Consider the following 20,393-nt stretch of genomic DNA (forward strand, 5'->3'; position numbering starts at 1 on the left):
ACATGTTGTTGAAGGATCAGGCCGCCATCGTTACCGGCGGCGCTTCGGGCCTCGGCGCCGCCACCGCCCGCAAGCTCGCGTCGCAGGGCGCCAAGGTCGCCGTGTTCGATCTCAACGCCAAGCTGGCGGAGGAGGTTGCGGCCGAGATCAAGGGCGTGGCGGTGGTCTGCGACGTCTCCGATGCGGCCGGCGCGGAAGCCGCCGTCGCCAAGGCGGTCGAGGCGCTCGGACAGCAGCCGCGCGTGCTGGTGAACTGCGCCGGCATCGGCGTCGCCAAGCGCGTCGTCGGCCGTGACGGCCCGATGGCGTTGTCCGATTTCGAGAAGGTCATCAAGGTCAACCTGATCGGCTCGTTCAACATGCTGCGCCTGGTCACCAACGGCATGACCAAGCTGGAGCCGCAGGCGACCGGCGAGCGCGGTGTCGTCATCAACACGGCGTCCGTCGCCGCCTATGACGGCCAGATCGGTCAGTCGGCCTATTCGGCGTCGAAGGGCGGCATCGTCGGCATGACGCTGCCGATCGCGCGCGAGCTCGCCCAGTTCGGCATCCGCGTGCTGACCATCGCGCCCGGCCTGTTCCTGACGCCGCTGCTTGCCAATCTGCCGCAGGAGGCCCAGGACTCGCTCGCCGCCGCGATCCCGTTCCCGCGCCGCCTCGGCCACGCCGATGAGTTCGCTGCCCTGGCGCTGCATATGGTCGAGAACCCCTACCTCAACGGCGAAGTCGTCCGCCTCGACGGCTCGCTGCGCATGGCGCCGAAGTGACACATCGTCATTGCGAGGAGCGAAGCGACGACGCAATCCAAGTCCCGACCTGGTCCTGGATTGCTTCGCTTCGCTCGCAATGACGGAGAGAATCGTAGGGTGGGCAAAGCGCAGCGTGCCCACCGATCAGGAAAATGGTGGGCACGGCGCTACGCGCCTTTGCCCACCCTACCGGCCGCCATCGGCGCTGTAGCGAGGTTCACAATCGATGTTCGTCAACCGCCGCGACGTGCAGATCCAGTGGGGCGACTGCGATCCTGCCAACATCGTGTACTACCCGCGCTACTTCGCGATGTTCGACGATGCGACCTCGGTCATGTTCGAGGCGGCCGGCTTCTCCAAGCAGGACATTGTCCGCCGCTACGGGCTGGTCGGCATTCCCATGGTCGACACCCGTGCCAAGTTCTACATTCCGTCGACCTATGGCGACTGGATCACGATCGAGAGCCGGATCGAGAGCATCAAGCGCTCGTCCTTCGACGTCACCCACAAGGTGTTCAAGGGCGAGGCGCTGGCGATCGAGGGGTTCGAGACCCGGGTGCTGGTCGGGCGCGATCCGGCCGATCCGGACAAGCTGAAATCGGCGCCATTTCCCGACGAGATGAGAGCCAAGTTTCTCGGGGAGTGAGTCGTGGAAATGGGTGCGACATGCGGCCGTCTTAAGGATGTTCAGCCGTCGTGCTTTGGTCGACTGGTGAGGCGTGATCTTCTCGTGTTCAATGCTATGACCACGTTTGAAGACACGTCGGCCGGCCGAGTTGGAAGGCGCCCCGGATCAGGGGCGGGACTGCAAACAGGATCGGCGGATCACGAGCTGAACCGAAAAGATTGAGGGAGGATTTTTATGAAAACGGCCTATCTGGCGGCGGCTGGCGTCATCGCGATGCTGGCCTCTGCGCCGGCGCTGGCGCAGACCAGCGAGATCACCATCGGCATCACCACCACGACGACGGGCCCGGGCGCGGCGCTCGGCATCCCCGAGCGCAATGCGCTGGAGTTCGTGCCGAAGGAAATCGGCGGCGTGCCGCTCAAGGTCATCGTGCTCGATGACGGCGGCGATCCGACCACCGCGACCACCAACGCCCGCCGCTTCGTGACCGAATCCAAGGCCGACATCATCATGGGTTCGGCCCTGACCCCGCCGACGATCGCGGTGTCCAACGTCGCCAGCGAAGCGGGCATTCCGCATTTCGGCCTCGCGCCGTTCCCGGTTACGCCGGAGCGCGCCAAATGGTCGGTGGTGATGCCGCAGCCGGTGCCGATCATGGGCAAGGTGCTCTACGAGCATATGAAGGCGCACAACATCAAGACCGTCGGCTATATCGGCTACTCGGATTCCTACGGCGATCTCTGGTTCAACGATCTGAAGAACCAGGGCGTGCCGATGGGCATCACCATCGCCGACGAGGAGCGCTTCGCGCGCCCCGACACCTCCGTGACCGGCCAGGTGCTCAAGCTGGTCGCCGCCAATCCGGATGCGATCCTGGTCGGCGCCTCCGGCACCGCGGCCGCGCTGCCGCAGACCGAGCTGCGCGAGCGCGGCTACACCGGCCTGATCTACCAGACCCATGGTGCTGCGAGCATGGACTTCATCCGCATCGCCGGCAAGGCGGCGGAGGGCGTGATCATGGCCTCGGGTCCGGTGATGTCGCCGGAGACGCAGGCCGACGACGCCCTCACCAAGAAGCCCGGCCTCGAGCTCAACAAGGCCTACGAGGGCAAGTATGGCCCGAACAGCCGCAGCCAGTTCGCCGGTCACTCCTTCGACGCGTTCGAGATCCTCAAGCGCATCATCCCGGTGGCGCTGAAGACCGCCAAGCCCGGTACGCCGGAGTTCCGCGAGGCGATCCGCCAGGCGCTGCTGACCGAGAAGGACCTGGCGGCCTCGCAAGGCGTCTACAACTTCACCGAAAAGGATCGCTCCGGCCTCGACGACCGCGCCCGCATCATCCTGACCGTGAAGGACGGCAAATACGTCCCCGCGAAGTGAGCTCGCGGACCATAGCGAATATCGGGAAAGGCCGGCTCATTGAGCCGGCCTTTCGGCTATTGAGACCCAGATTTTCTCGTTTTTGCCGGGAGGCCAGCCATGATCCCCGCCCCCACCGGAGCCACAAGGCTCCACATCATCATCGGCGATCCGATCGCGCAGGTGCGTGCGCCCGCCGGCGTCAGCCAGGCGTTCATTGATCGCGGCAGCGACGCGATCCTGGTCGCAGTGCAGGTCGCGCCGTCCGATCTGACCGACTTCCTCGCGACGATGGCGCGGGTGAAGAATCTCGACGGCATCGTCGCGACGATCCCGCACAAATTCGCCTGCTACCGCGCCTGTGCCACCGCGACCGAGCGCGCGCATTTCATCGGCGCCGTCAACCTGATGCGGCGCGGTCCGGATGGCCGCTGGCATGGCGACATGGTCGACGGCCTCGGGTTCGTCGGCGCGGCAAGAGCTGCGGGATTCGATCCGACGGGCCGTCGTGCGCTTCAGATCGGTGCGGGCGGCGCCGGCTCGGCCATCGCGCTCGCCTTGATCGATGCCGGCGTGCGCGAGCTCGCCATCCACGACAGCGATGCCGGGCGCCGCGATGCGCTGATCGCGCGCCTCAACGAACGGGGCAGGGGACGCGCCCTCGTCGGCAGCACCGATGCTGGCGGCTTCGACATGGTCGCGAACGCCACGCCGGCCGGCATGCAGCCGGACGATCCCCTGCCGGTCGACATCGCGACGGTCAGCCCGTCAGCCTATTGCGGCTGCGTGATCACCCGGCCGGAAGTATCGCCCTTCATCGCCGCCGCGCGTGAGCTTGGCTGCCTGACCGCGACCGGCACCGACATGTACCGGGCGCTGGAGCGCGAGATGGTCGATTTCCTTCTGACGCGGGAGGCGCCATCGTGAGACCGCGCCTTCCCATCAAGATGTCCGGCTCAGCTCGCCGCCACCTCGGCAAAGCCAAGATAGCTCGCCGCGACGCGCGGGTCGGTCGCGATGTCAGCAGCCTTGCCGTTGAGCACGAACTCGCCGAGCTCCATGACATAGGCGCGGTCGGCGACGTTCAGCGCAGCCTTGGCGTTCTGCTCGACCAGCAGCACCGAGACGCCTTCCTGGCGCAGCTTGGCGACGATCTCGAAGATGCCGGCGACGATGATCGGCGCCAGACCGAGGCTCGGCTCGTCCAGCATCAGCATCTTCGGCGCACCCATCAGTGCACGGCCCATGGCGAGCATCTGCTGCTCACCGCCCGAGAGCGTGCCGGCGAGCTGCTTGCGCCGCTCCTTCAGCTTCGGGAACAGCGTGTAGACGTGCTCGAAGCCCCTGGTGGCGTGCGCCTTGGACATGCGGAAGGCGCCGAGCTGCAGATTGTCCTCGACGTTCATCGACGCGAACAGCTCACGATGCTCCGGCACGAGGCACAGCCCGCGCGCGACGCGGTCCTCGATCTCGTAGCGGGCCAGGTCCTCGCCCAGGAACGATACGCGGCCCTTGAGCGGAAACACGCCCATGATGGCGCTGAGCAAGGTGGTCTTGCCGGCGCCGTTGGCGCCGATGATGGTGACGATCTCGTTCTCGGCCACGGTGAGCGAGACCGAGCGGACGGCTTCGACCTTGCCGTAGGAGACGTGGGCGTCGGTGACTTCCAGCAAGGTGCTCATGCGGTGGCTCCGAGATACGCCTTGATCACCTCGGGATTGGTCTTGATCGCGGCTGGTGTGCCCTCGGCGATCTTGGTGCCGAAATCGAGCACCACGATGCGGTCGGCGAGATCCATGACGAAGCCCATGTCGTGTTCGACCAGCAGCACCGACATGCCTCCGGCGCGGAGATCGCGCAGCAAGGCGCCGAGGCGCTGCTTCTCCATGTGGCGCAGGCCGGCCGCGGGCTCGTCGAGCAGCAGCAGCATCGGATCGACGCACAGCGCACGCGCGATCTCGACGATGCGCTGTTGGCCGAGGGACAGCGAGCCGGCGAGCTGGTGCATCTGGTCGCCGAGCCCGACACGCTCGATCTGGCGCGCGGCTTCGGCGAGCAGCTTGGCCTCGTCGCCACGGTCGAGCCGGAACATGCTCGACAGCGCATTGGAGTGGCCGCGCAGATGGGCGCCGATCGCGACGTTCTCGAGCACGGTCATGTCCGGCACCAGCTTGACGTGCTGGAAGGTGCGGGAGATGCCGAGCTTGACGACGTCCTGCGGCGGCGCGTTGCCGACGGCCTTGCCGAGCACCGAGATGTTGCCCGAGGTCGGCGGCAGCACGCCGGTGATCAGATTGAAGGTCGTGCTCTTGCCGGCGCCGTTGGGGCCGATCAGCGCGACGATCTCGCGGGCCTGGACGTCGAACGAGACGTTGTTGACCGCGACCACGCCGCCGAACTGCTTTCGCGCGTTGTCGACCTGCAGCAGCACGCTCGGCGCCGAGGCGGAGCGCACGCGAGCAGGTAGCTGGATCGAGGTGTCCGGCTTCTTGGCGGCGGGCTTGAACGGCAGCCGCGACGTCAGCCAGGGCCACAGGCCGGTCGGCGCGAGCTGCAGGAGAGCGATGAGGAGGATGCCGAACACGATGGTCTCGAGCTGGCCCTCGCCATGCAAAAGCAGCGGGAGGTAGCTCTGCAGAATCTCCTTCAGCACCACCACGATCGCCGCGCCGAGCACACCGCCCCAGACATAGCCGGCGCCACCGACGACCGCGACGAACAGATATTCGATGCCGGCCTGGGCGCCGAACGGCGTCGGGTTCACGGCGCGGGTGAAGTGCGCGTAAAGCCAGCCGGACAGGCCGGCGAGCACGGCGGCGTAGATGAACACCAGCAGCTTGGCACGCGGCGAGTACACGCCGAACGCCTCTGCTGCGATATGGCCGCGGCGCAGCGCCCGGATGGCGCGGCCGGTGCGGCTGTCCAGCAGGTTCATCGTCAGCAACGCCGAGATCAGCACGGCGGCCCAGATCGCGAAGTAGATCGTACCGGGATCGAGCATCCTGAGGCTGCCGATCGACAGCGGCGGGATGCCGGAGATGCCGTCATTGCGGCCGAGGAACGCGAGCTTGCTGAAGAGATAATAGAGGCCGAGACCCCAGGCGAGCGTGCCGAGCGGCAGGTAGTGGCCGGACAGCCGGACGGTGACGAGGCCGAGCAGCACCGCGGCAAGGCCGGACACCAGCAGCGACAGCGGCAGGGTCAGCCACGGCGAAACGCCATACTGCGCCGAGAGCACCGCGGTGGTGTAGGCGCCGAAGCCGACGAAGGCGGCCTGGCCGAACGAGGTGAGGCCGCCGACGCCGGTCAGCAGCACCAGCCCCATCGCCACCAGCGCGGACAGTCCAATATTGTCGAGCAGCACGATCCAGAACGGCGGTACGCCCGGGATGAACGGAACAGCCGCAACGATGACGGCAAAGATGATGAGAGGCCAACGCTCGCGCACGGCTCAATCCTTCTCTTCTTCGACCGCGGGCGCGGCGAGCGAACGCAGCAGCAGAACCGGGATCAGCAGCGTGAAGACGATCACTTCCTTGAAGTTCGAGGCGTAGAACGAGGAGAACGCCTCGACGATGCCGACGACGAGCGCGGCGACCGCGGTCAGCGGATAGCTGATCAGGCCGCCGATGATCGCGGCGATGAAGCCCTTCAGGCCGATCAGGAAGCCGGTGTCGTAATAGAGCGTCGTGATCGGGACGATCAGGATGCCGGAGAGCGCGCCGATCGTGGAGGCCAGGAGGAAGGCGATCTGGCCGGACAGCGTGGTGCGGATGCCGACGAGGCGCGCGCCGAGCCGGTTGACGGCAGTGGCGCGCAGCGCCTTGCCGTACAGCGTCAGGCCGAAGAACAGCCAGAGGCCGACGATGAAGGCGACGGTGATGCCGTAGACGGCCATGCCCTGGCCGGTGAAGCGCAGTGAACCGAGCGTCGCGCTGGCCGTGAGCAGCGTCGGGCCGCGCTGGCCCTCGGCGCCGAAGAACAAGAGTCCAAGGCCCTGCAGCGCCAGATGGACGCCGACGGAGGCGATCAGCAGCACCAGCACCGAGGTGTGGGCAAGCGGCTGGAACACGATGCGATACAGCGACAGGCCGATCGAGGCGACGATCAGCAGCGACAGTACGAGGCTGACGCCGGCCGGCATGCGCTGATCGGCGGCCCACATCGTGGCGAGCATGACGACCACCGGGAAGGCGACGTTGAGGCCGAAGGCGCGAAGGATCTTCGGCATGTGCAGCGTCTTGCGCATCGCATAGAGGTCGAAGGCAAAGGCCACCAGGCCGATCACGACGGCAAGCTTCGCGGTCCCCGGCGTGCGGCCGGCGGCGAGCGAGGCGTAGGTGAGGGCGCCGTAGGTGACGAATTCGCCCTGCGGGATCAGGATCACCCGGGTGACGGCAAATACCAGCACGAGCGCCAGCCCGAGCAGCGCGTAGATCGCGCCGTTGGTGATGCCGTCCTGCAGCAGGAACAGCAAGATCGTGGTGTTCAAGACCGGACGCTCCCCCTCTGTGATGACCGCAGGCGGGCTGCGCCTGGCGCGATCCGCTGGTCGGGGCAGTTGAATTCGGCTGCCCGTGTTTGGTATGGTGGATAACAATTATCGATTATAATCTCAAGGCCGCTGTTCCCGGCTGCGGCATTCGAGACAGGGATGGAAGCAGGTGCGATGAATTTGGCGGATTGTGATGGCCGATAGCGCCAAGCCCGTCAGCAAGAGGGACAGCCGCAAGGAAGCTGCCGTAGCCGTCGACGAGACGCAAGCGGTCCAGCTCGGCGAGCTCTCGGATCTGCTCGGCTATGTGCTGAAACGGGCGCAGCTCAAGGTGTTCGAGGATTTCCTGCGCTGCGTCGCGCCGCTGCAGCTGACCCCGGCGCAGTTCTCGGTGCTGCTGCTGCTCGACGCCAATCCCGGCCGCAACCAGACCGAGATCGCCAATACGCTGGGCATCCTCCGGCCCAACTTCGTGTCGCTGCTGGACAGCCTGGAGAGCCGTGACCTCTGCACCCGGGTCCGCTCGGCCAATGACCGACGCTCCCATATCCTGATGCTGACCGAGAAGGGCAGGGGCGTGCTCGCCCGCGCCAAGAAGCTGGTGGTGTCGAAGCACGAGGCGCGGCTGAACGAACTGCTCGGCCCGGACGGCCGCGACGCGCTGCTGGCGATGCTCACCAAGATCGCAGAGGAGTTCTGAAGGGCGCCGCCGGCGCCCTCAATCGACCAGGATGACCCGGACGTCGTTGACGTTGGTCAGTGTCGGTCCGGTCTGCAGCAGGCCGCCCGTCGCGGCGAAGAACGCGGTGGCGTCGTTGTTGGCGAGATAGGCCTGCGGATCGAGCTTCTGGTTTCGCATCGCAGCAATGACCTCGGCATCGACCAGCGCACCGGCCGGATCGGAGGCGCTGCCGCCGCCGCCATCAGCGCCGTCGGTATCGCCCGCGAGCGCCGCAACCCCCTCCATGTCCTTGAGGAGGTCGGCGAGCGCCAGCGCATATTCCTGGTTCGGTCCGCCGCGGCCCTGGCCGCGCACGGTCACCGTGAGCTCGCCGCCGGAAATGATAGCCATGCGGCGGCCGAGCGCGCGGGCCTCGCGCGCGAGCTTGGCATGATCGGCGGCCACCTCGCGGGCCTCGCCCTCGAGGTCGGCGCCGAGATCGAGCACGTCGTAGCCCGCTGCCTTGACGCTGGCGACGGCGGCTTCAAGCGAGCTGGCGGGGCGCGCGATCAGCTCAAACGAGGCGCGGGCGAAGGCGGCATCGCCGGGCTTGCAGCTCTCATTGGCGCTATCGTCGAGCGCCCGCGCGATCGCTGGGTCGACCTCGAGCCTGTATTTCGCAACGATCGCACGCGCGTCGGCCAGCGTGGTCGGATCGGGCACCGTCGGCCCGGATGCGATGGCCGAGGGATCGTCATGCGGCACGTCCGAAATGGCGAGCGTGACGATCTCGGCCTTGTGCCCCGCCCGCGCCAGCCGGCCGCCCTTGATGCGCGACAGATGCTTCCTGACCGTGTTCATCTCGCCGATCGGCGCACCCGAGCGCAGCAGCGCCCGGGTCAGCTGCTGCTTCTGCGCGAAGCTGACGCCATGGGCGGGCGCGACCCAGTTGGCGGAGCCGCCGCCGGAGATCAGCACCAGCAACAGGTCGTCGGCCTCGGCCGTTGCGGCCAGCTGCAAGGTGTCGTCGGCCGCCTTCAGTCCGGCCTCGTCCGGCATCGGGTGGCCGGCTTCGATCACCTTGACGCGGCGGGTCGGCACGCCGTGGCCGTGACGGGTGGTTGCAATGCCGGTGAGCTTCGCCGGGTCGAACCCGAGCGTGTCCAGGTAATGGCGCTCCGCGGCGAGCGCCATCGCGGCCGCGCCCTTGCCGGCGGCAAGACAGATGATTCGTCCCTTGGGAGCGGCCGGCAGGAACGACGGCAGCACCACGTCGGGATGCGCCGCGGCGACCGCGGCGTCGAAGATGGCGCGCAACAGCGGACGGCGGCTGGTCATGCGGCGCCGCCCATCTGTCGTGCAGAGGCTATTTCAGCTCGCCGTTCATGACCTCGCCGAACAGCTGCCAGCGCTCGCCCTTGAACTGCATCAGCTGCAGCTGCTCGATCGGCTGGAAATCCTCGGGCCCCGTGGTCAGCGTGATTCCGGGCAGCAGCCCGCCTTGCGCAAACTGCTTCAGGCTTGCGGCCTGCTTCATGATATTCGCGCGAGTCAATTCGTCGCCGCATCGCTTCAGCACCTCGACCATCGTGGTGGCGATGTTGTAACCGGTCAGCGCCGACGAATCCACGGGATTGATTTCCGGCAGATATTTGGCGAGCAGCTCTCTGAATGCGCCGAGACCCGGGTCGTTGGCCCATTGCGGGTCGGAAGCATCCTTGGCATAGGCGGCCGAGATCACGCCTTGCGCGTTCTCGACCCCGGCGGGCCGCATCACGGCCGCGGTGGAGGCGCTGACGTTCGAGATGATGGTCAGCGGCTTCCAGTTCATCTCGCCGAGCTTCTTGATCGCCTGGGCGCCGGATTTCGGCGTCGTGAACAGCACGACGATGTCGGGATTGGCGGACTTGATCTTGACGATGTGCGATTCGACCGTGGGCTCGGCGATCTCGTAGCTCTCTTCCAGCACCAGGCGGGACCCGTCCCCGAGCCCGTCCTTGAGGCCCTTCAGATAGTCCTTGCCCATGTCGTCGTTCTGATAGAGCACCGCGATCTTGCCGCTCGGCTGCTGCGCAGTGAGATATTTGGCGTAGATGCGCGCCTCGGACTGGTAGCTCGGCAGCCATCCCATGGTCCAGGGGAAGCTCTTCGGCTCGTTCCACTTGGTCGCGCCGGTCGCCACGAACAGCTGCGGCACCCGCTTGGAATTGAGATATTTCTGGATCGCCGTGTTGGGCGCTGTGCCGAGCACGCCGAACAGGAACAGCACCTCGTCGCTCTCGACCAGCTTGCGCGCCTGCTCGACGGTCTTCGGCGGCGAATAGGCGTCGTCATAGGAGATGAAGTTGATCTTGCGGCCGTTGATGCCGCCCTCGTCGTTGACCTTCTTGAATACGGCCGTCATCGCCTTGCCGACCGAGCCATAGGCCGAGGCCGGGCCGCTATACGGCACGATATTGCCGATCTTGATCTCGGTGTCGCTGGCGCCGGTGTCGTACTTCTTGTCGGCATATGCGCTACCGGCGGCAGCGCTGGCCAGGGCGAGGCCGAGCAGGCTGGAGACCGTGCGGCGGGTAAGGGGGGTGGTCATCGCGGTGGGATTCCTTCTGGGCCTTCGAGATTGGCCTTGTTGTTGGATCCGCCCATAGCACGGGCGACTCGTTTCACTCCGAACGAGTCCCCATAGCGCAGCCGCACGAGGCAAGTAACTGCCGCAGACGCATGACCGCTGTCCTTCGAACTCCTAGCTTAAGAAATGCTTGGCAGAGACGATCGAGCTGCGCTCATCGACAAACTCCTGCGGCGTGACGCCGCAGGAGTTGATGTTGAAGGGTGTCAAGCCGTCAGCCGCCGACGTCGGCCGAGATCACGTCGCCAAACAGTTCCCACTTCTCGCCCTTGAAGCGCATCAGCTGCAGCTGGCTCACGGGCGCGAAGTCGGTCGCCGAGGTGTTGATCGTGATGCCCGGCAGCAGCATCTCGGTGCGGAAGTTGCGCAGGCTCGCCGCCTGCTTCATGACGTTCTCGCGAGAGAGATCGTCGCCGCACTGCTTCAGGACCTGGACCAGGGTCTGCGCCACGCCGTAGCCGACGACGGTGCCGTTATCGAGCTTGTCGCCCTCCGGGAAATCCTTGGTCATGAACTCGAGGAACTGCTTCATCCCGGCATCGTCCTTCCATTGCGGGTCGGAGACGTCCTTGAGGTAGGCGGCCGAGATGATGTCCTGGGAATTCTCATAACCGGCCGGCCGCAGCACGCTGCCGACCGAGGCGGAGACGTTGTTGAGCAGATGCAGCGCCTTCCAATCGACCTCCTTGACCTTCTTGATCGCCTGGGCGGCGAATTTCGGCGTCGTGATGTTCATGAACACGTCGGCGCCGGTCGATTTCAGCTTGACGATGTGGCTGTCGATCGTCGGCTCGGTGGTCTCGTAGCTCTCCTCCATGACGATCATGCTCGCCGCCTTGGCGCCGAGTCCGTCCTTCAGGCCTTTCAGATAGTCCTTGCCGTAGTCGTCGTTCTGATAGAGCACCGCGATCTTGGCGTCCGGCTTCTCCTTAAGGAGATACTTGGCATAGATCCGCGACTCCGCCTGGTAGCTCGGCTGCCAGCCCATGGTCCACGCGAAGTTGGAGGGGTCGTTCCACTTGGTGGCGCCGGTCGCGACGAACAGCTGCGGCACCTTCTTCGCGTTCATGTATTTCTGAATGGCCGTGTTCGACGGCGTGCCGAGCGAGTTGAAGATCAGCAGCACTTCGTCGCTCTCGACCAGCTTGCGGGCCTGCTCGACGGCTTTCGGCGGCGAATAGGCGTCGTCATAGGAGATGAAGTTGATCTTGCGGCCGTTGATGCCGCCCTCGGCATTGATCTTCTTGAAGTAGGCCGCCTCCGTCTTGCCGATGATGCCGTAGGCCGAGGCCGGCCCGCTATAGGGCATGATGTTGCCGATCTTGATTTCGGTATCGGACGCGCCGGTGTCGTACTTCTTGTCGGCGGCGATTGCGCTGCTCGCGGCGAGGACGATGGCGGCGGCCGTGGCGAGGGCTGCCCTTCGCGTGATCATCATGGTGCGTTTCTCCCGTGTTGGTTTTGGATGACGTGTCCCGGCTTCGCTGATCGAAGCTCTCGTTGGGATGGGAACTATAGCAGAGGCGATGCGGCGCGGCTGCGACATCACGGCACGGTCCGTGTTTTCGCGGACGGCACCGGCGGTGCTGCCTGATGTGCAACTGCGAGAAGGCGGCGCAATCTTGGAGCGTGCGTGCTCTGCAAGAACAGCTTGAGATCAGCAGGGCGGTGCTTGCTCACCTTCGGGCCCGGACAGCGTGGCCCAACAAAAAGCCCCCCGTGCAAGGCAGCACGGAGGGCCAGACAAGATCGGCACCGCTTCTGCGGCGATGCGCGATGGCTCTAATTCTGAGCTACTCGATGGCGCCGCTGATCGCCTCGCCGAACAGCTCCCACTTCTCACCCTTGAACCGCATCATCTGCAGCTGCTCGATCGGGGCGAAATCGGTGGCCGAGGTGCTGATCTTGACGCCCGGCAGCAGCGTGTCGGGTGCAAAATCCTTCAGGCTCGCGGCCTGCTTCATGACGTTGGCACGGGTCAGGTCGTCGCCGCACATCTGCAGCACCTTCACCACCGTCTGCGCTGCGCCGTAGCCATACACCACCGAGCTGTCGAGCTTGTTCGCATCGGGATAGTACTGCGCGAGGAATTCGAAGAACTTCTTCATGCCGGGATCGTTGTCCCACTGCGCGTCGGCCGCGTCCTTCGCGTAGGCGGCCGAGAGAATCCCTTGCGAGTTCTCGAAGCCGGCCGGCTTGATGACGCTGCCGACCGAGGCCGACACGTTGACCACCAGATGGGTCGGATGCCAGTCGATCTCGGCAAGCTTCTTGATCGCCTGGGCGGCAAATTTCGGCGTCGTGACGCTGAAGAACACATCGGCGCCGGAGGCCTTCAGCTTGACGATATGGCCGTCGATCGAAGGCTCGGAGGTCTCGTAGCTCTCCTCCATGACGATCATCGACGCGGCCTTGTCGCCGAGGCCGTCCTTGAGGCCCTTCAGATAGTCCTTGCCGAAATCGTCGTTCTGGAACAGCACGCCGATCTTGGCGCCCGGCTTGTCCTTGAGCAGGTACTTCGCGTAGATGCGGCCCTCGCTCTGGTAGCTCGGCTGCCAGCCCATGGTCCACGGGAAGTTCTTCGCATCGTTCCACTTGGTGGCGCCGGTTGCGACGAACAGCTGCGGGATCTTCTTGCCGTTGAGATATTTCTGGATCGCCGAGTTCGACGGCGTGCCGAGCGGGTTGAAGACGAACAGCACCTCGTCGCTCTCGACCAGCTTGCGCACCTGCTCGACCGCCTTGGGCGGCGAATAGGCGTCGTCATAGCTGACGAAGGTGATCTTGCGGCCGTTGATGCCGCCCTCGGCGTTGATCTTCTTGAAATAGGCTTCCTCGGTCTTGCCGATCACGCCGTAGGCGGACGCAGGTCCGCTATAGGGCATGATGTTGCCGATCTTGATCTCGGTGTCCGATGCGCCGGTATCGTATTTCTTCTGGGCGAGCGCGCCGCCCGACGTGAGGGCGACGACCGCCGTCGCGAGCGCGGCGATCCGTAGGTGTTGAACGACCTGCAAGAGAATTCCTCCTTAGTTCTTTCTGAGTTTGCCGAGCAGCTGCTGGGCCACCATGGCCACCTGCCGCGCGCCGTGCGGCACGAGGAAGATGACGAGGAACAGCAGCACGCCGAACACCGCGCCGGACAGGCCTTTCGAAATGCCTTCGGCGATATTGGGAACGAAGATGATGAAGGCCGCGCCGACGAACGAGCCGGGCAGCCAGCCGACGCCGCCCACGACCATGCCGAGGAACAGCGAGATCGCCAGCACGATCGTGTAGCTGTCGGGCGCCACGAACTGCACCGCGATGGCGCCGAGGCCGCCGGCAACGCCGGTGATCCCGGCGCTGACGCCGAACGCCAGCGTCTTGTAGGTCGCGACGTCGATGCCCATGGCGGAGGCCGCGATCTCGTTGTCGCGAATCGCCATGAAGGCGCGGCCTGAGCGCGAGCGCAGCAGGTTGACGGAGAAGATGTAGATCGCGATCGTGATCGCCAGGGTGAAGTAATACAGCCACATGTCCTGCGACATCGGCAGGCCGAACGGCGCGTCGGGCTTGGTCACGACCAGGCCCTGCACGCCGCCGGTCCAATGCTCGAAGAAGCCGAGCTTGAGGATCTGCGGCATCGCGGTGGCGAGCGCGAAGGTCGCCAGCGCCAGGTAGACGCCCGACAGACGCAGCGCCGGCTGGCCGAACAGGAAGCCGAAGCCGAAGCAGATCACGCCGGCGACCGGCAGCGTCAGCGCGTAGTTGACGTTGTACTGCTCCATCAGAATTGCCGACGTGTAGGCGCCCACGGCGTAGAAGGCGCTGTTGCCGAGCGAGAACTGGCCGGAACCTCCGGTCAGGATGTTCAGCGCCAGCACGGCGAGGCCGTAGATCAGCAGCATCGTCATCTGGAAGATGATGAAGTTCTTGACGAACAGCGGCACGACCAGGAGCAGCAGCACGACGACGAAGGTGGTGCCGGAGCTCAGGGTCATGGCCCGCTTCGGAACGGCGTCGACCGCGGGCGCCTGGGATGCGATTTCCTCGATTGCGCTCATGATCAGACTCGCTTCACGATGTTGCGGCCGAACAGGCCGGCGGGCTTGATGACCAGGACGGAGATGATCAGCGCCAGCGCGATCGGCAGCTTCATCTCATTGCCCACGTGCGGAATGTAGGTTCCGGCGAGGTTCTCGAAGACGCCGACCAGGAAGCCGCCGAGCACCGCGCCGAACGGGCTGGTGAGGCCGCCGAGCACCGCCGCGGCGAAGCCGTAGATCAGCACGCCGCCCATCATGTTGGGCTCCAGGAACACCACCGGGGCGATCAGCATGCCGGCGATCGAACCGATGGCGGCCGCCATGCCCCAGCCGAGCGCGATCATCCAGGAGGTGTTGATGCCGACCAGCCGCGCCGATTCCGGCACGGCCGCCGCCGCGCGCATCGCGAGGCCGACCCGCGTATACTGGAAGAAGAAGTACAGGCCGATCAGAAGCAGGACGGTGATCCCGATCATGCCGGCCTGGTGCGTCGAGATCAGCTGGCTGCCCAGGAACGGCGAGGAGCCGAACGGCGTCGGATACTGCTTGATCGTGAAGTCCCAGATCAGGCCGGCGCAGGAGTTGATGATCGAGAACAGCGCGATGAAGCCGGCGACCTGGGTCAGGATCGGCGCCTTGGTCAGCGGCTTGAACAGCACGCGCTCGATCAGGATGCCGCCGGCGAAGGAGAAGGCCAGCGTCACCACGAAGGCGACCCAATAGGGCAGGCCCCATTGCATCAGCTGCCAGGAGATGAAGGTCGAGAACATCGCCATCTCGCCTTGCGCGAAATTGAGATGGTCGATGGCCTGGTAGATCATGACGACGGCGAGCGCCATGCATGCGTAGATCGCGCCCGTGGCAATGCCGGCCAGGACCTGGTTGGTGAAGAGTTCCATTGTCCCGCCTCCGTTAGTAGCCCAGATAGGATTTACGGACGTTCTCGTCGTTCGCGATGTCCGCGGCCGCACCCGACATCACGATCCGGCCGGTCTCGATCACATAGGCCCGATCGGCGAGCTCCAGCGCGAGCTGCGCGTTCTGCTCGACGACGAGGATCGACACCTTCTCCTCGCGATTGATCTTGCCGAGGATTCCAAAGAGGTCGCGGACGATCAGCGGCGCAAGGCCGAACGACGGCTCGTCCAGCAGCATCAGACGCGGACGCAGCATCAGGGCCCGCGCCACCGCCAGCATCTGCTGCTCGCCGCCCGAGAGCGTGCCGGCCTGCTGGGTGTGGCGCTCCTTGAGCTTCGGGAAGTAGGAGTACATCCGCTCGATGTCGGCGACGATGCCCGGCTTGTCGCTGCGCGTGATGGCGCCGAGCTGCAGGTTTTCCTCCACCGTCATGTTGGTGAAGGTGCCGCGGCCCTGCGGCACGTGGGCGATGCCGAAGCGGACGATGCTCTCGGTCGATCTGTTGTTGAGCGGCTTGCCCTCGAACTCGATCGCGCCGGTCGAGCGCACCATGTTGCAGATCGCGCGCAAGGTCGTGGTCTTGCCGGCGCCGTTGGCGCCGAGCAGGGTCGTCAGCGAGCCCTCGTTGAGCGAGAAGGAGAGGCCGTGCAGGGCCTGGACCTGGCCGTAATAGGCGCGCAGGTCCTTGACGTTCAGAAGCGCGGTCATTGATCCTTGCTCCCGAGATAGGCCTTGATGACGTCGGGATCGGCCTGCACCTGGGCGGGCGTGCCCTCGGCGAGCTTGCGGCCGAAATTCAGCGCCACGACGTGGTCGGCGATCGACATCACCAGGCCCATGTGATGCTCGACCAGCAGCACGGTGACGTGGCGATCGTCGCGGATGCGGCGGATCAGGTCGCCGAGCACATGGACTTCCTCGTGGTTGAGGCCGCCGGCCGGCTCGTCGAGCAGCAGGATCTTCGGATCGGCGGCCAGCGCGCGCGCCAGCTCGACGCGCTTCTGGGTGCCGAACGGCAGCCCGGACACGGTCTTGTGCGCGACGTCCTCGAGATCGAGGTAGGCGAGAATCTCGTGGACCTTGGTGTTGACGGAGTTTTCGCTGCGCCGGATCCAGGCCAGCCGCAGCGAATCCGAGATGATGTCGCTCGACGTCCGCGCGTGGGTGCCGACGCGCACATTGTCGAGCACGGAGAGATTGGGGAACAGCGCGACGTTCTGGAAGGTGCGGCCGATGCCGATCTCGGCGATGCGGTGCGGCGGCCGCGTCAGGATGCTGCGGCCCTCCATCAGGATGTCGCCGGCGCTCGGCTGGTAGAGCCGGCTGAGGCAGTTGAACAGCGTGGTCTTGCCGGCGCCATTGGGGCCGATGAGACCGAGGATCTGGCCCTGCTGCATGTCGAACGACACGCCGTTGAGCGCCACGATGCCGCCGAACACGACGCTGACGTCGCGGACCGCGAGCAGCGGGGCGCTGGTCTGGGCGAGTTGTGCCTGCGTCATCTCGTCTCGCCCCTCCCGAACACGCTCAGGTGAGGACGCGGCGCCAGCCGGCCGCCACGATGCAGGCTATCTGATACCCTCGGCAACACGGGCAACTTTTCCTCCTGGCTTCGGCTTCTTATTGAGTTCTTTGTTGGATGGGGTGCTTGTTTGATTAGTTTGCGGCACAAGTCCCCCCAGGGCCGCTTCGATGTTCCTTACCATCGCGACGAGACGAGGTCCAATGTCGGTGCGCAGCCGCTCTTCCGTGAAGCGGAATGCGGGCGCGCCGCAATTGATCGCGTAGGGACCCGTCCCATCGTTGAGCCTCAGCGCGACGCCGACGGCGTGAACGTCGTCCTGCCATTCGCCGGCCGAAATCGTGAAGCCGTATTTGGCGACGGTCTCGCCGGCGCGCTCGATGCCGTCGCGAATCTTCGCCCAGCGGCTGCCGTAATGCTCGCGCAGCTCGCGCATGAGGCCGGCGCGCTCCTCTTCGGGCAGCGCCCAGATATACGCCCGCCCCATCGCCGTGGTGGCGATCGGGATCCGTGATCCGACGTCGAGCTGGACGTTGACGACGCCGTGGCGGCTCTGTCCGATGTAGATCATGCTGAGCCGGTCGCGCCCGCCGAGCGCCACCGCGCCGCCGGTCTCGCGCATCAGCTGCTCGCGGAACGGCTCGGACAGCTGGCGTACGCCGAGATTGGCGAGCGCGGCGTAGCCGAGCAGCAGGGCGGACGGCGCCAGCTGATATTTTTCGAAACGGGGAACGGGCGTGAGGTAGCCGAGCTTGGTCAGCGTGTAGGTCAGGCGCGACACGGTGGGCTTCGGCAGATTGGTGCGGGCCGCGATCTCCTGGTTGCCCAACAGGCCGTCATTGGGCCTGAAGGCCCTGAGCACCTCGAGGCCGCGTGACAGCGCAACCACGAAGTTGCGATCGGTCGCGGGTTTCTTCCCTGGGCGTTTCATGTCATCGGCTGTTGATTGATGAGCCTCGTTGACAACGCTCGTGCTTCAAAATAACCCTTGCTGTCAAGATGTGGAATTAGATTTCGCACTGCGGAATTGATGTTCCGTAGCGGGTAGACGCAAGCAGGGCTGATACTCTGCGCAAATGAAGAGCCAACAATTGGCCGGCGCGTTAACCGGCTGCCAAGAAACGACATCTCAAGAAACGACATCCCAAGGAGCTTAGCGTGAGCGAAGTGGCAAAGCTTGATCGTCATGACATCATCGGCATCGTCACCCTCGACAGTCCGCCCGTCAATGCGCTGAGTGCCGCAGTGCGCGGCGGTATCCTGGACAACGTCAAGGCGGCGATCGCCGATCCCGAGATCAAGGCGATTGTGCTGACCTGCGGCGGGCGCACCTTCATCGCCGGCGCCGACATCACCGAGTTCGGCAAGCCGCCGAAGCCGCCGGCCCTCAACGACGTGCTGAGCGAGATCGAGAGCAGCCCCAAGCCGGTCATTGCAGCCATTCACGGCACGGCGCTCGGCGGCGGCCTCGAAGTGGCGCTGGCCTGTCATTATCGTGTCGCCACCAAGGACGCCAAGCTCGGCCTGCCCGAGGTGAAGCTCGGCCTGCTGCCGGGCGCCGGTGGAACGCAGCGCCTGCCGCGCGCGGTCGGTCCGGAGCTCGCGGTCAAGATGATCGTCGTCGGCGATCCGATCAGCGCTGCCGAGGCGCTCAAGTCGGGCCTGATCGAGGAGATCGTCGAGGGGCCGGCCTCGGGCGGCGAAGCGTTTGCGCGCAAGGTGGTGGCGGAGAACCGTCCGCTGCGCAAGCTGCGCGACGATGATTCGAAGATTGCTGCCGCCAAGGCCGATCGTTCGATCTTCACCAATGCGGTCGCGGCGGTCACCAAGAAGTCGCGCGGGCTCGAGGCGCCGTTCGCAGCCGCCGACGCGGTCGGCTATGCGATCGACCTGCCGTTCGACGAAGGCCTGAAGAAGGAGCGCGAAGGCTTCCTCAAGCTGCTGACCAGCGACCAGTCGAAGGCGCAGCGCTACGCGTTCTTCGCCGAGCGCGAGGCCGCCAAGATCGCCGGCGTGCCCGATAGCACCAAGGGCCGCAAGGTCGAGCGCGTCGCCATCATCGGCGCCGGCACCATGGGCGGCGGCATCGCGATGTCGTTCGCCAATGCCGGTATTCCCGTCACCTTGATCGAGACCGCCGAGGAGCAGCTCAAGCGCGGCCTCGGCATCATGCAGAAGAACTGGGAAGCGACTGCGGCGCGCGGCGGCATCCCGGCCGATGCGCCGGCCAAGCGCATGGCGCTGATCAACGGCGTCGTCGGGCTGGAGAATGTCGGCGATGCCGACCTCGTGATCGAGGCCGTGTTCGAGACAATGGCGGTGAAGAAGGAAGTGTTCGGCAAGCTCGATCAATACGCCAAGCCGGGCGCGGTGCTGGCATCGAATACGTCGTACCTGAACATCGACGAGATCGCCAAGCACACCACGCGTCCGCAGGACGTGCTCGGCATGCACTTCTTCTCGCCGGCCAACGTCATGAAGCTGTGCGAGATCGTGCGTGCCGACAAGACCGCGCCGGACGCGCTCGTCACCGCGGTGTCGATCGCGCGCAAGATCGCCAAGGTGCCGGCGGTGGTCGGCGTCTGCGACGGCTTCGTCGGCAATCGCATGCTGGCGCAGCGCGGCAAGCAGGCCGAGAAGCTGCTGTTCGAAGGCGCGCTGCCGCAGCAGGTCGACGCCGTGGTCACCAAGTTCGGCATGCCGATGGGCCCGTTCGCGATGGGCGATCTGGCCGGCCTCGACATCGGCTGGCGTTCGCGCAAGGACCGCGGCATCAAGAGCGAGATCGCGGACGCGCTGTGCGAAGCCGGCCGCTTCGGCCAGAAGACCGGCAAGGGCTACTACAAATATGAGGCCGGCTCGCGCGCGGCACTGCCGGATCCGGACGTCGAGAAGCTGATCGACGAGACGCTGGCCAAGCTCGGCCTCAAGCGCCGCGCCGTCAGCGACGAGGAGATCCTCGAGCGCATGATGTATCCGATGATCAACGAGGGCGCGAAGATCCTGGCCGAGGGCATTGCCGCGCGCCCGTCGGACATCGACGTCGTCTGGCTGTACGGCTATGGCTGGCCGATCTATCGCGGCGGCCCGATGTACTGGGCTGACAGCGTCGGTCTGAAGCACATCGCCGAGCGGCTGGCGTTCTACGCCAAGGAGACCAACGATCCCTCGCTGGAGCCCGCGCCGCTGCTCAAGAAGCTGGCCGATGAGGGCAAGACGTTCGCGTCGCTCGCCCAGGGGAAGGCCGCTTGAGGCCTCGCTCTTGCTCCGCGCACAGCTGCGCCCCCCTCCCCCACGCCGCAATCGCGCAGCGATTGTCGACAGCGGGGAGGGGTCGGGGGTGGGGGTCCACAGCGGCGGTCTCGCCTGGGGCGGGGGGGCCGCCCCCCCCCCCCCCCCCCCCC

18 protein-coding genes are annotated in these 20,393 nt (G+C 65.7%); 6 read left to right on the forward strand and 12 right to left on the reverse strand.

From position 1 onward, the window contains the following. The first annotated feature begins 2 nt into the window (after positions 1 to 2). The 4 genes from QQL87_RS26785 (at position 3) to QQL87_RS26800 (ending at position 3,663) form a co-directional block, all read left to right on the forward strand. Complete coding sequence (locus QQL87_RS26785; RefSeq protein ID WP_284418332.1) at positions 3 to 767, forward strand: SDR family NAD(P)-dependent oxidoreductase; 765 nt, start codon at positions 3 to 5, stop codon at positions 765 to 767. A gap of 208 nt (positions 768 to 975) precedes the next feature. Further along, positions 976 to 1,395: an acyl-CoA thioesterase gene (locus QQL87_RS26790; protein WP_284418331.1), complete on the forward strand. Its 420-nt coding sequence runs from the start codon at positions 976 to 978 to the stop codon at positions 1,393 to 1,395. A gap of 216 nt (positions 1,396 to 1,611) precedes the next feature. Beyond that, positions 1,612 to 2,757 carry an ABC transporter substrate-binding protein gene (locus tag QQL87_RS26795; protein WP_284418330.1) on the forward strand — a complete coding sequence of 382 codons (1,146 nt, stop codon included), beginning with the start codon at positions 1,612 to 1,614 and terminating at the stop codon, positions 2,755 to 2,757. Positions 2,758 to 2,856: 99 nt separating this feature from the next. Beyond that, a complete protein-coding gene (locus QQL87_RS26800; protein ID WP_284418329.1) occupies positions 2,857 to 3,663 on the forward strand; it encodes a shikimate dehydrogenase family protein in 807 nt (268 codons plus the stop codon). Between the two features lie 29 nt (positions 3,664 to 3,692). Here the strand turns inward: QQL87_RS26800 and QQL87_RS26805 are convergent, their stop codons facing one another. Genes QQL87_RS26805 through QQL87_RS26815 form a run of 3 tightly spaced genes read right to left on the reverse strand, consistent with a single transcriptional unit; the run spans position 3,693 to position 7,228 of the window. Further along, the gene (locus QQL87_RS26805) at positions 3,693 to 4,418 is read right to left on the reverse strand and encodes an ABC transporter ATP-binding protein (RefSeq protein WP_284418328.1); all 726 of its coding nucleotides are present in this window, start codon (positions 4,416 to 4,418) and stop codon (positions 3,693 to 3,695) included. After that, the gene (locus tag QQL87_RS26810) at positions 4,415 to 6,184 is read right to left on the reverse strand and encodes a branched-chain amino acid ABC transporter ATP-binding protein/permease (RefSeq protein WP_284418327.1); all 1,770 of its coding nucleotides are present in this window, start codon (positions 6,182 to 6,184) and stop codon (positions 4,415 to 4,417) included. Before QQL87_RS26810 ends, QQL87_RS26805 begins: the two co-directional genes overlap by 4 nt. 3 nt (positions 6,185 to 6,187) lie before the next feature. Then, the gene (locus tag QQL87_RS26815) at positions 6,188 to 7,228 is read right to left on the reverse strand and encodes a branched-chain amino acid ABC transporter permease (RefSeq protein WP_284418326.1); all 1,041 of its coding nucleotides are present in this window, start codon (positions 7,226 to 7,228) and stop codon (positions 6,188 to 6,190) included. A gap of 196 nt (positions 7,229 to 7,424) precedes the next feature. Here QQL87_RS26815 and QQL87_RS26820 point away from each other — a divergent pair, with 196 nt between their 5' ends. Next, the gene (locus QQL87_RS26820; RefSeq protein ID WP_284418325.1) at positions 7,425 to 7,931 is read left to right on the forward strand and encodes a MarR family winged helix-turn-helix transcriptional regulator; all 507 of its coding nucleotides are present in this window, start codon (positions 7,425 to 7,427) and stop codon (positions 7,929 to 7,931) included. 18 nt (positions 7,932 to 7,949) lie between these two features. On the opposite strand, the gene QQL87_RS26825 is transcribed toward QQL87_RS26820, so the two are convergent. From QQL87_RS26825 to QQL87_RS26865, 9 genes are all read right to left on the reverse strand, one after another. Beyond that, complete coding sequence (locus tag QQL87_RS26825; RefSeq protein WP_284418324.1) at positions 7,950 to 9,230, reverse strand: glycerate kinase type-2 family protein; 1,281 nt, start codon at positions 9,228 to 9,230, stop codon at positions 7,950 to 7,952. A gap of 28 nt (positions 9,231 to 9,258) precedes the next feature. Next, positions 9,259 to 10,482: an ABC transporter substrate-binding protein gene (locus tag QQL87_RS26830; protein ID WP_284418322.1), complete on the reverse strand. Its 1,224-nt coding sequence runs from the start codon at positions 10,480 to 10,482 to the stop codon at positions 9,259 to 9,261. Positions 10,483 to 10,735: 253 nt separating this feature from the next. After that, entirely contained in the window at positions 10,736 to 11,959 is a 1,224-nt protein-coding gene (locus tag QQL87_RS26835) for an ABC transporter substrate-binding protein (protein ID WP_284418321.1), read from the reverse strand. 355 nt (positions 11,960 to 12,314) lie between these two features. Then, a complete protein-coding gene (locus QQL87_RS26840; RefSeq protein WP_284418320.1) occupies positions 12,315 to 13,538 on the reverse strand; it encodes an ABC transporter substrate-binding protein in 1,224 nt (407 codons plus the stop codon). A 12-nt stretch (positions 13,539 to 13,550) separates the two neighbouring features. Further along, entirely contained in the window at positions 13,551 to 14,567 is a 1,017-nt protein-coding gene (locus QQL87_RS26845; RefSeq protein WP_284418319.1) for a branched-chain amino acid ABC transporter permease, read from the reverse strand. Positions 14,568 to 14,569: 2 nt separating this feature from the next. Continuing rightward, positions 14,570 to 15,448, reverse strand: a complete 879-nt coding sequence (locus QQL87_RS26850; RefSeq protein WP_284418318.1) for a branched-chain amino acid ABC transporter permease — start codon at positions 15,446 to 15,448, stop codon at positions 14,570 to 14,572. 13 nt (positions 15,449 to 15,461) lie between these two features. After that, positions 15,462 to 16,175, reverse strand: coding sequence for an ABC transporter ATP-binding protein (locus tag QQL87_RS26855; protein ID WP_284418317.1), 714 nt, complete (start codon positions 16,173 to 16,175; stop codon positions 15,462 to 15,464). Then, complete coding sequence (locus QQL87_RS26860) at positions 16,172 to 16,969, reverse strand: ABC transporter ATP-binding protein (RefSeq protein ID WP_284418316.1); 798 nt, start codon at positions 16,967 to 16,969, stop codon at positions 16,172 to 16,174. Before QQL87_RS26860 ends, QQL87_RS26855 begins: the two co-directional genes overlap by 4 nt. 66 nt (positions 16,970 to 17,035) lie before the next feature. Beyond that, on the reverse strand, positions 17,036 to 17,920 hold the full coding sequence (locus QQL87_RS26865; RefSeq protein ID WP_284418315.1) for an IclR family transcriptional regulator: 885 nt from the start codon (positions 17,918 to 17,920) through the stop codon (positions 17,036 to 17,038). 227 nt (positions 17,921 to 18,147) lie between these two features. Here QQL87_RS26865 and QQL87_RS26870 point away from each other — a divergent pair, with 227 nt between their 5' ends. Continuing rightward, positions 18,148 to 20,241: a 3-hydroxyacyl-CoA dehydrogenase NAD-binding domain-containing protein gene (locus tag QQL87_RS26870; RefSeq protein WP_284418314.1), complete on the forward strand. Its 2,094-nt coding sequence runs from the start codon at positions 18,148 to 18,150 to the stop codon at positions 20,239 to 20,241. The last annotated feature ends 152 nt before the right edge of the window (positions 20,242 to 20,393 follow it).

The sequence above is a fragment of the Bradyrhizobium sp. SSBR45G genome, from assembly GCF_030159255.1.
In the GTDB taxonomy this organism is placed as follows: Bacteria; Pseudomonadota; Alphaproteobacteria; order Rhizobiales; family Xanthobacteraceae; genus Bradyrhizobium.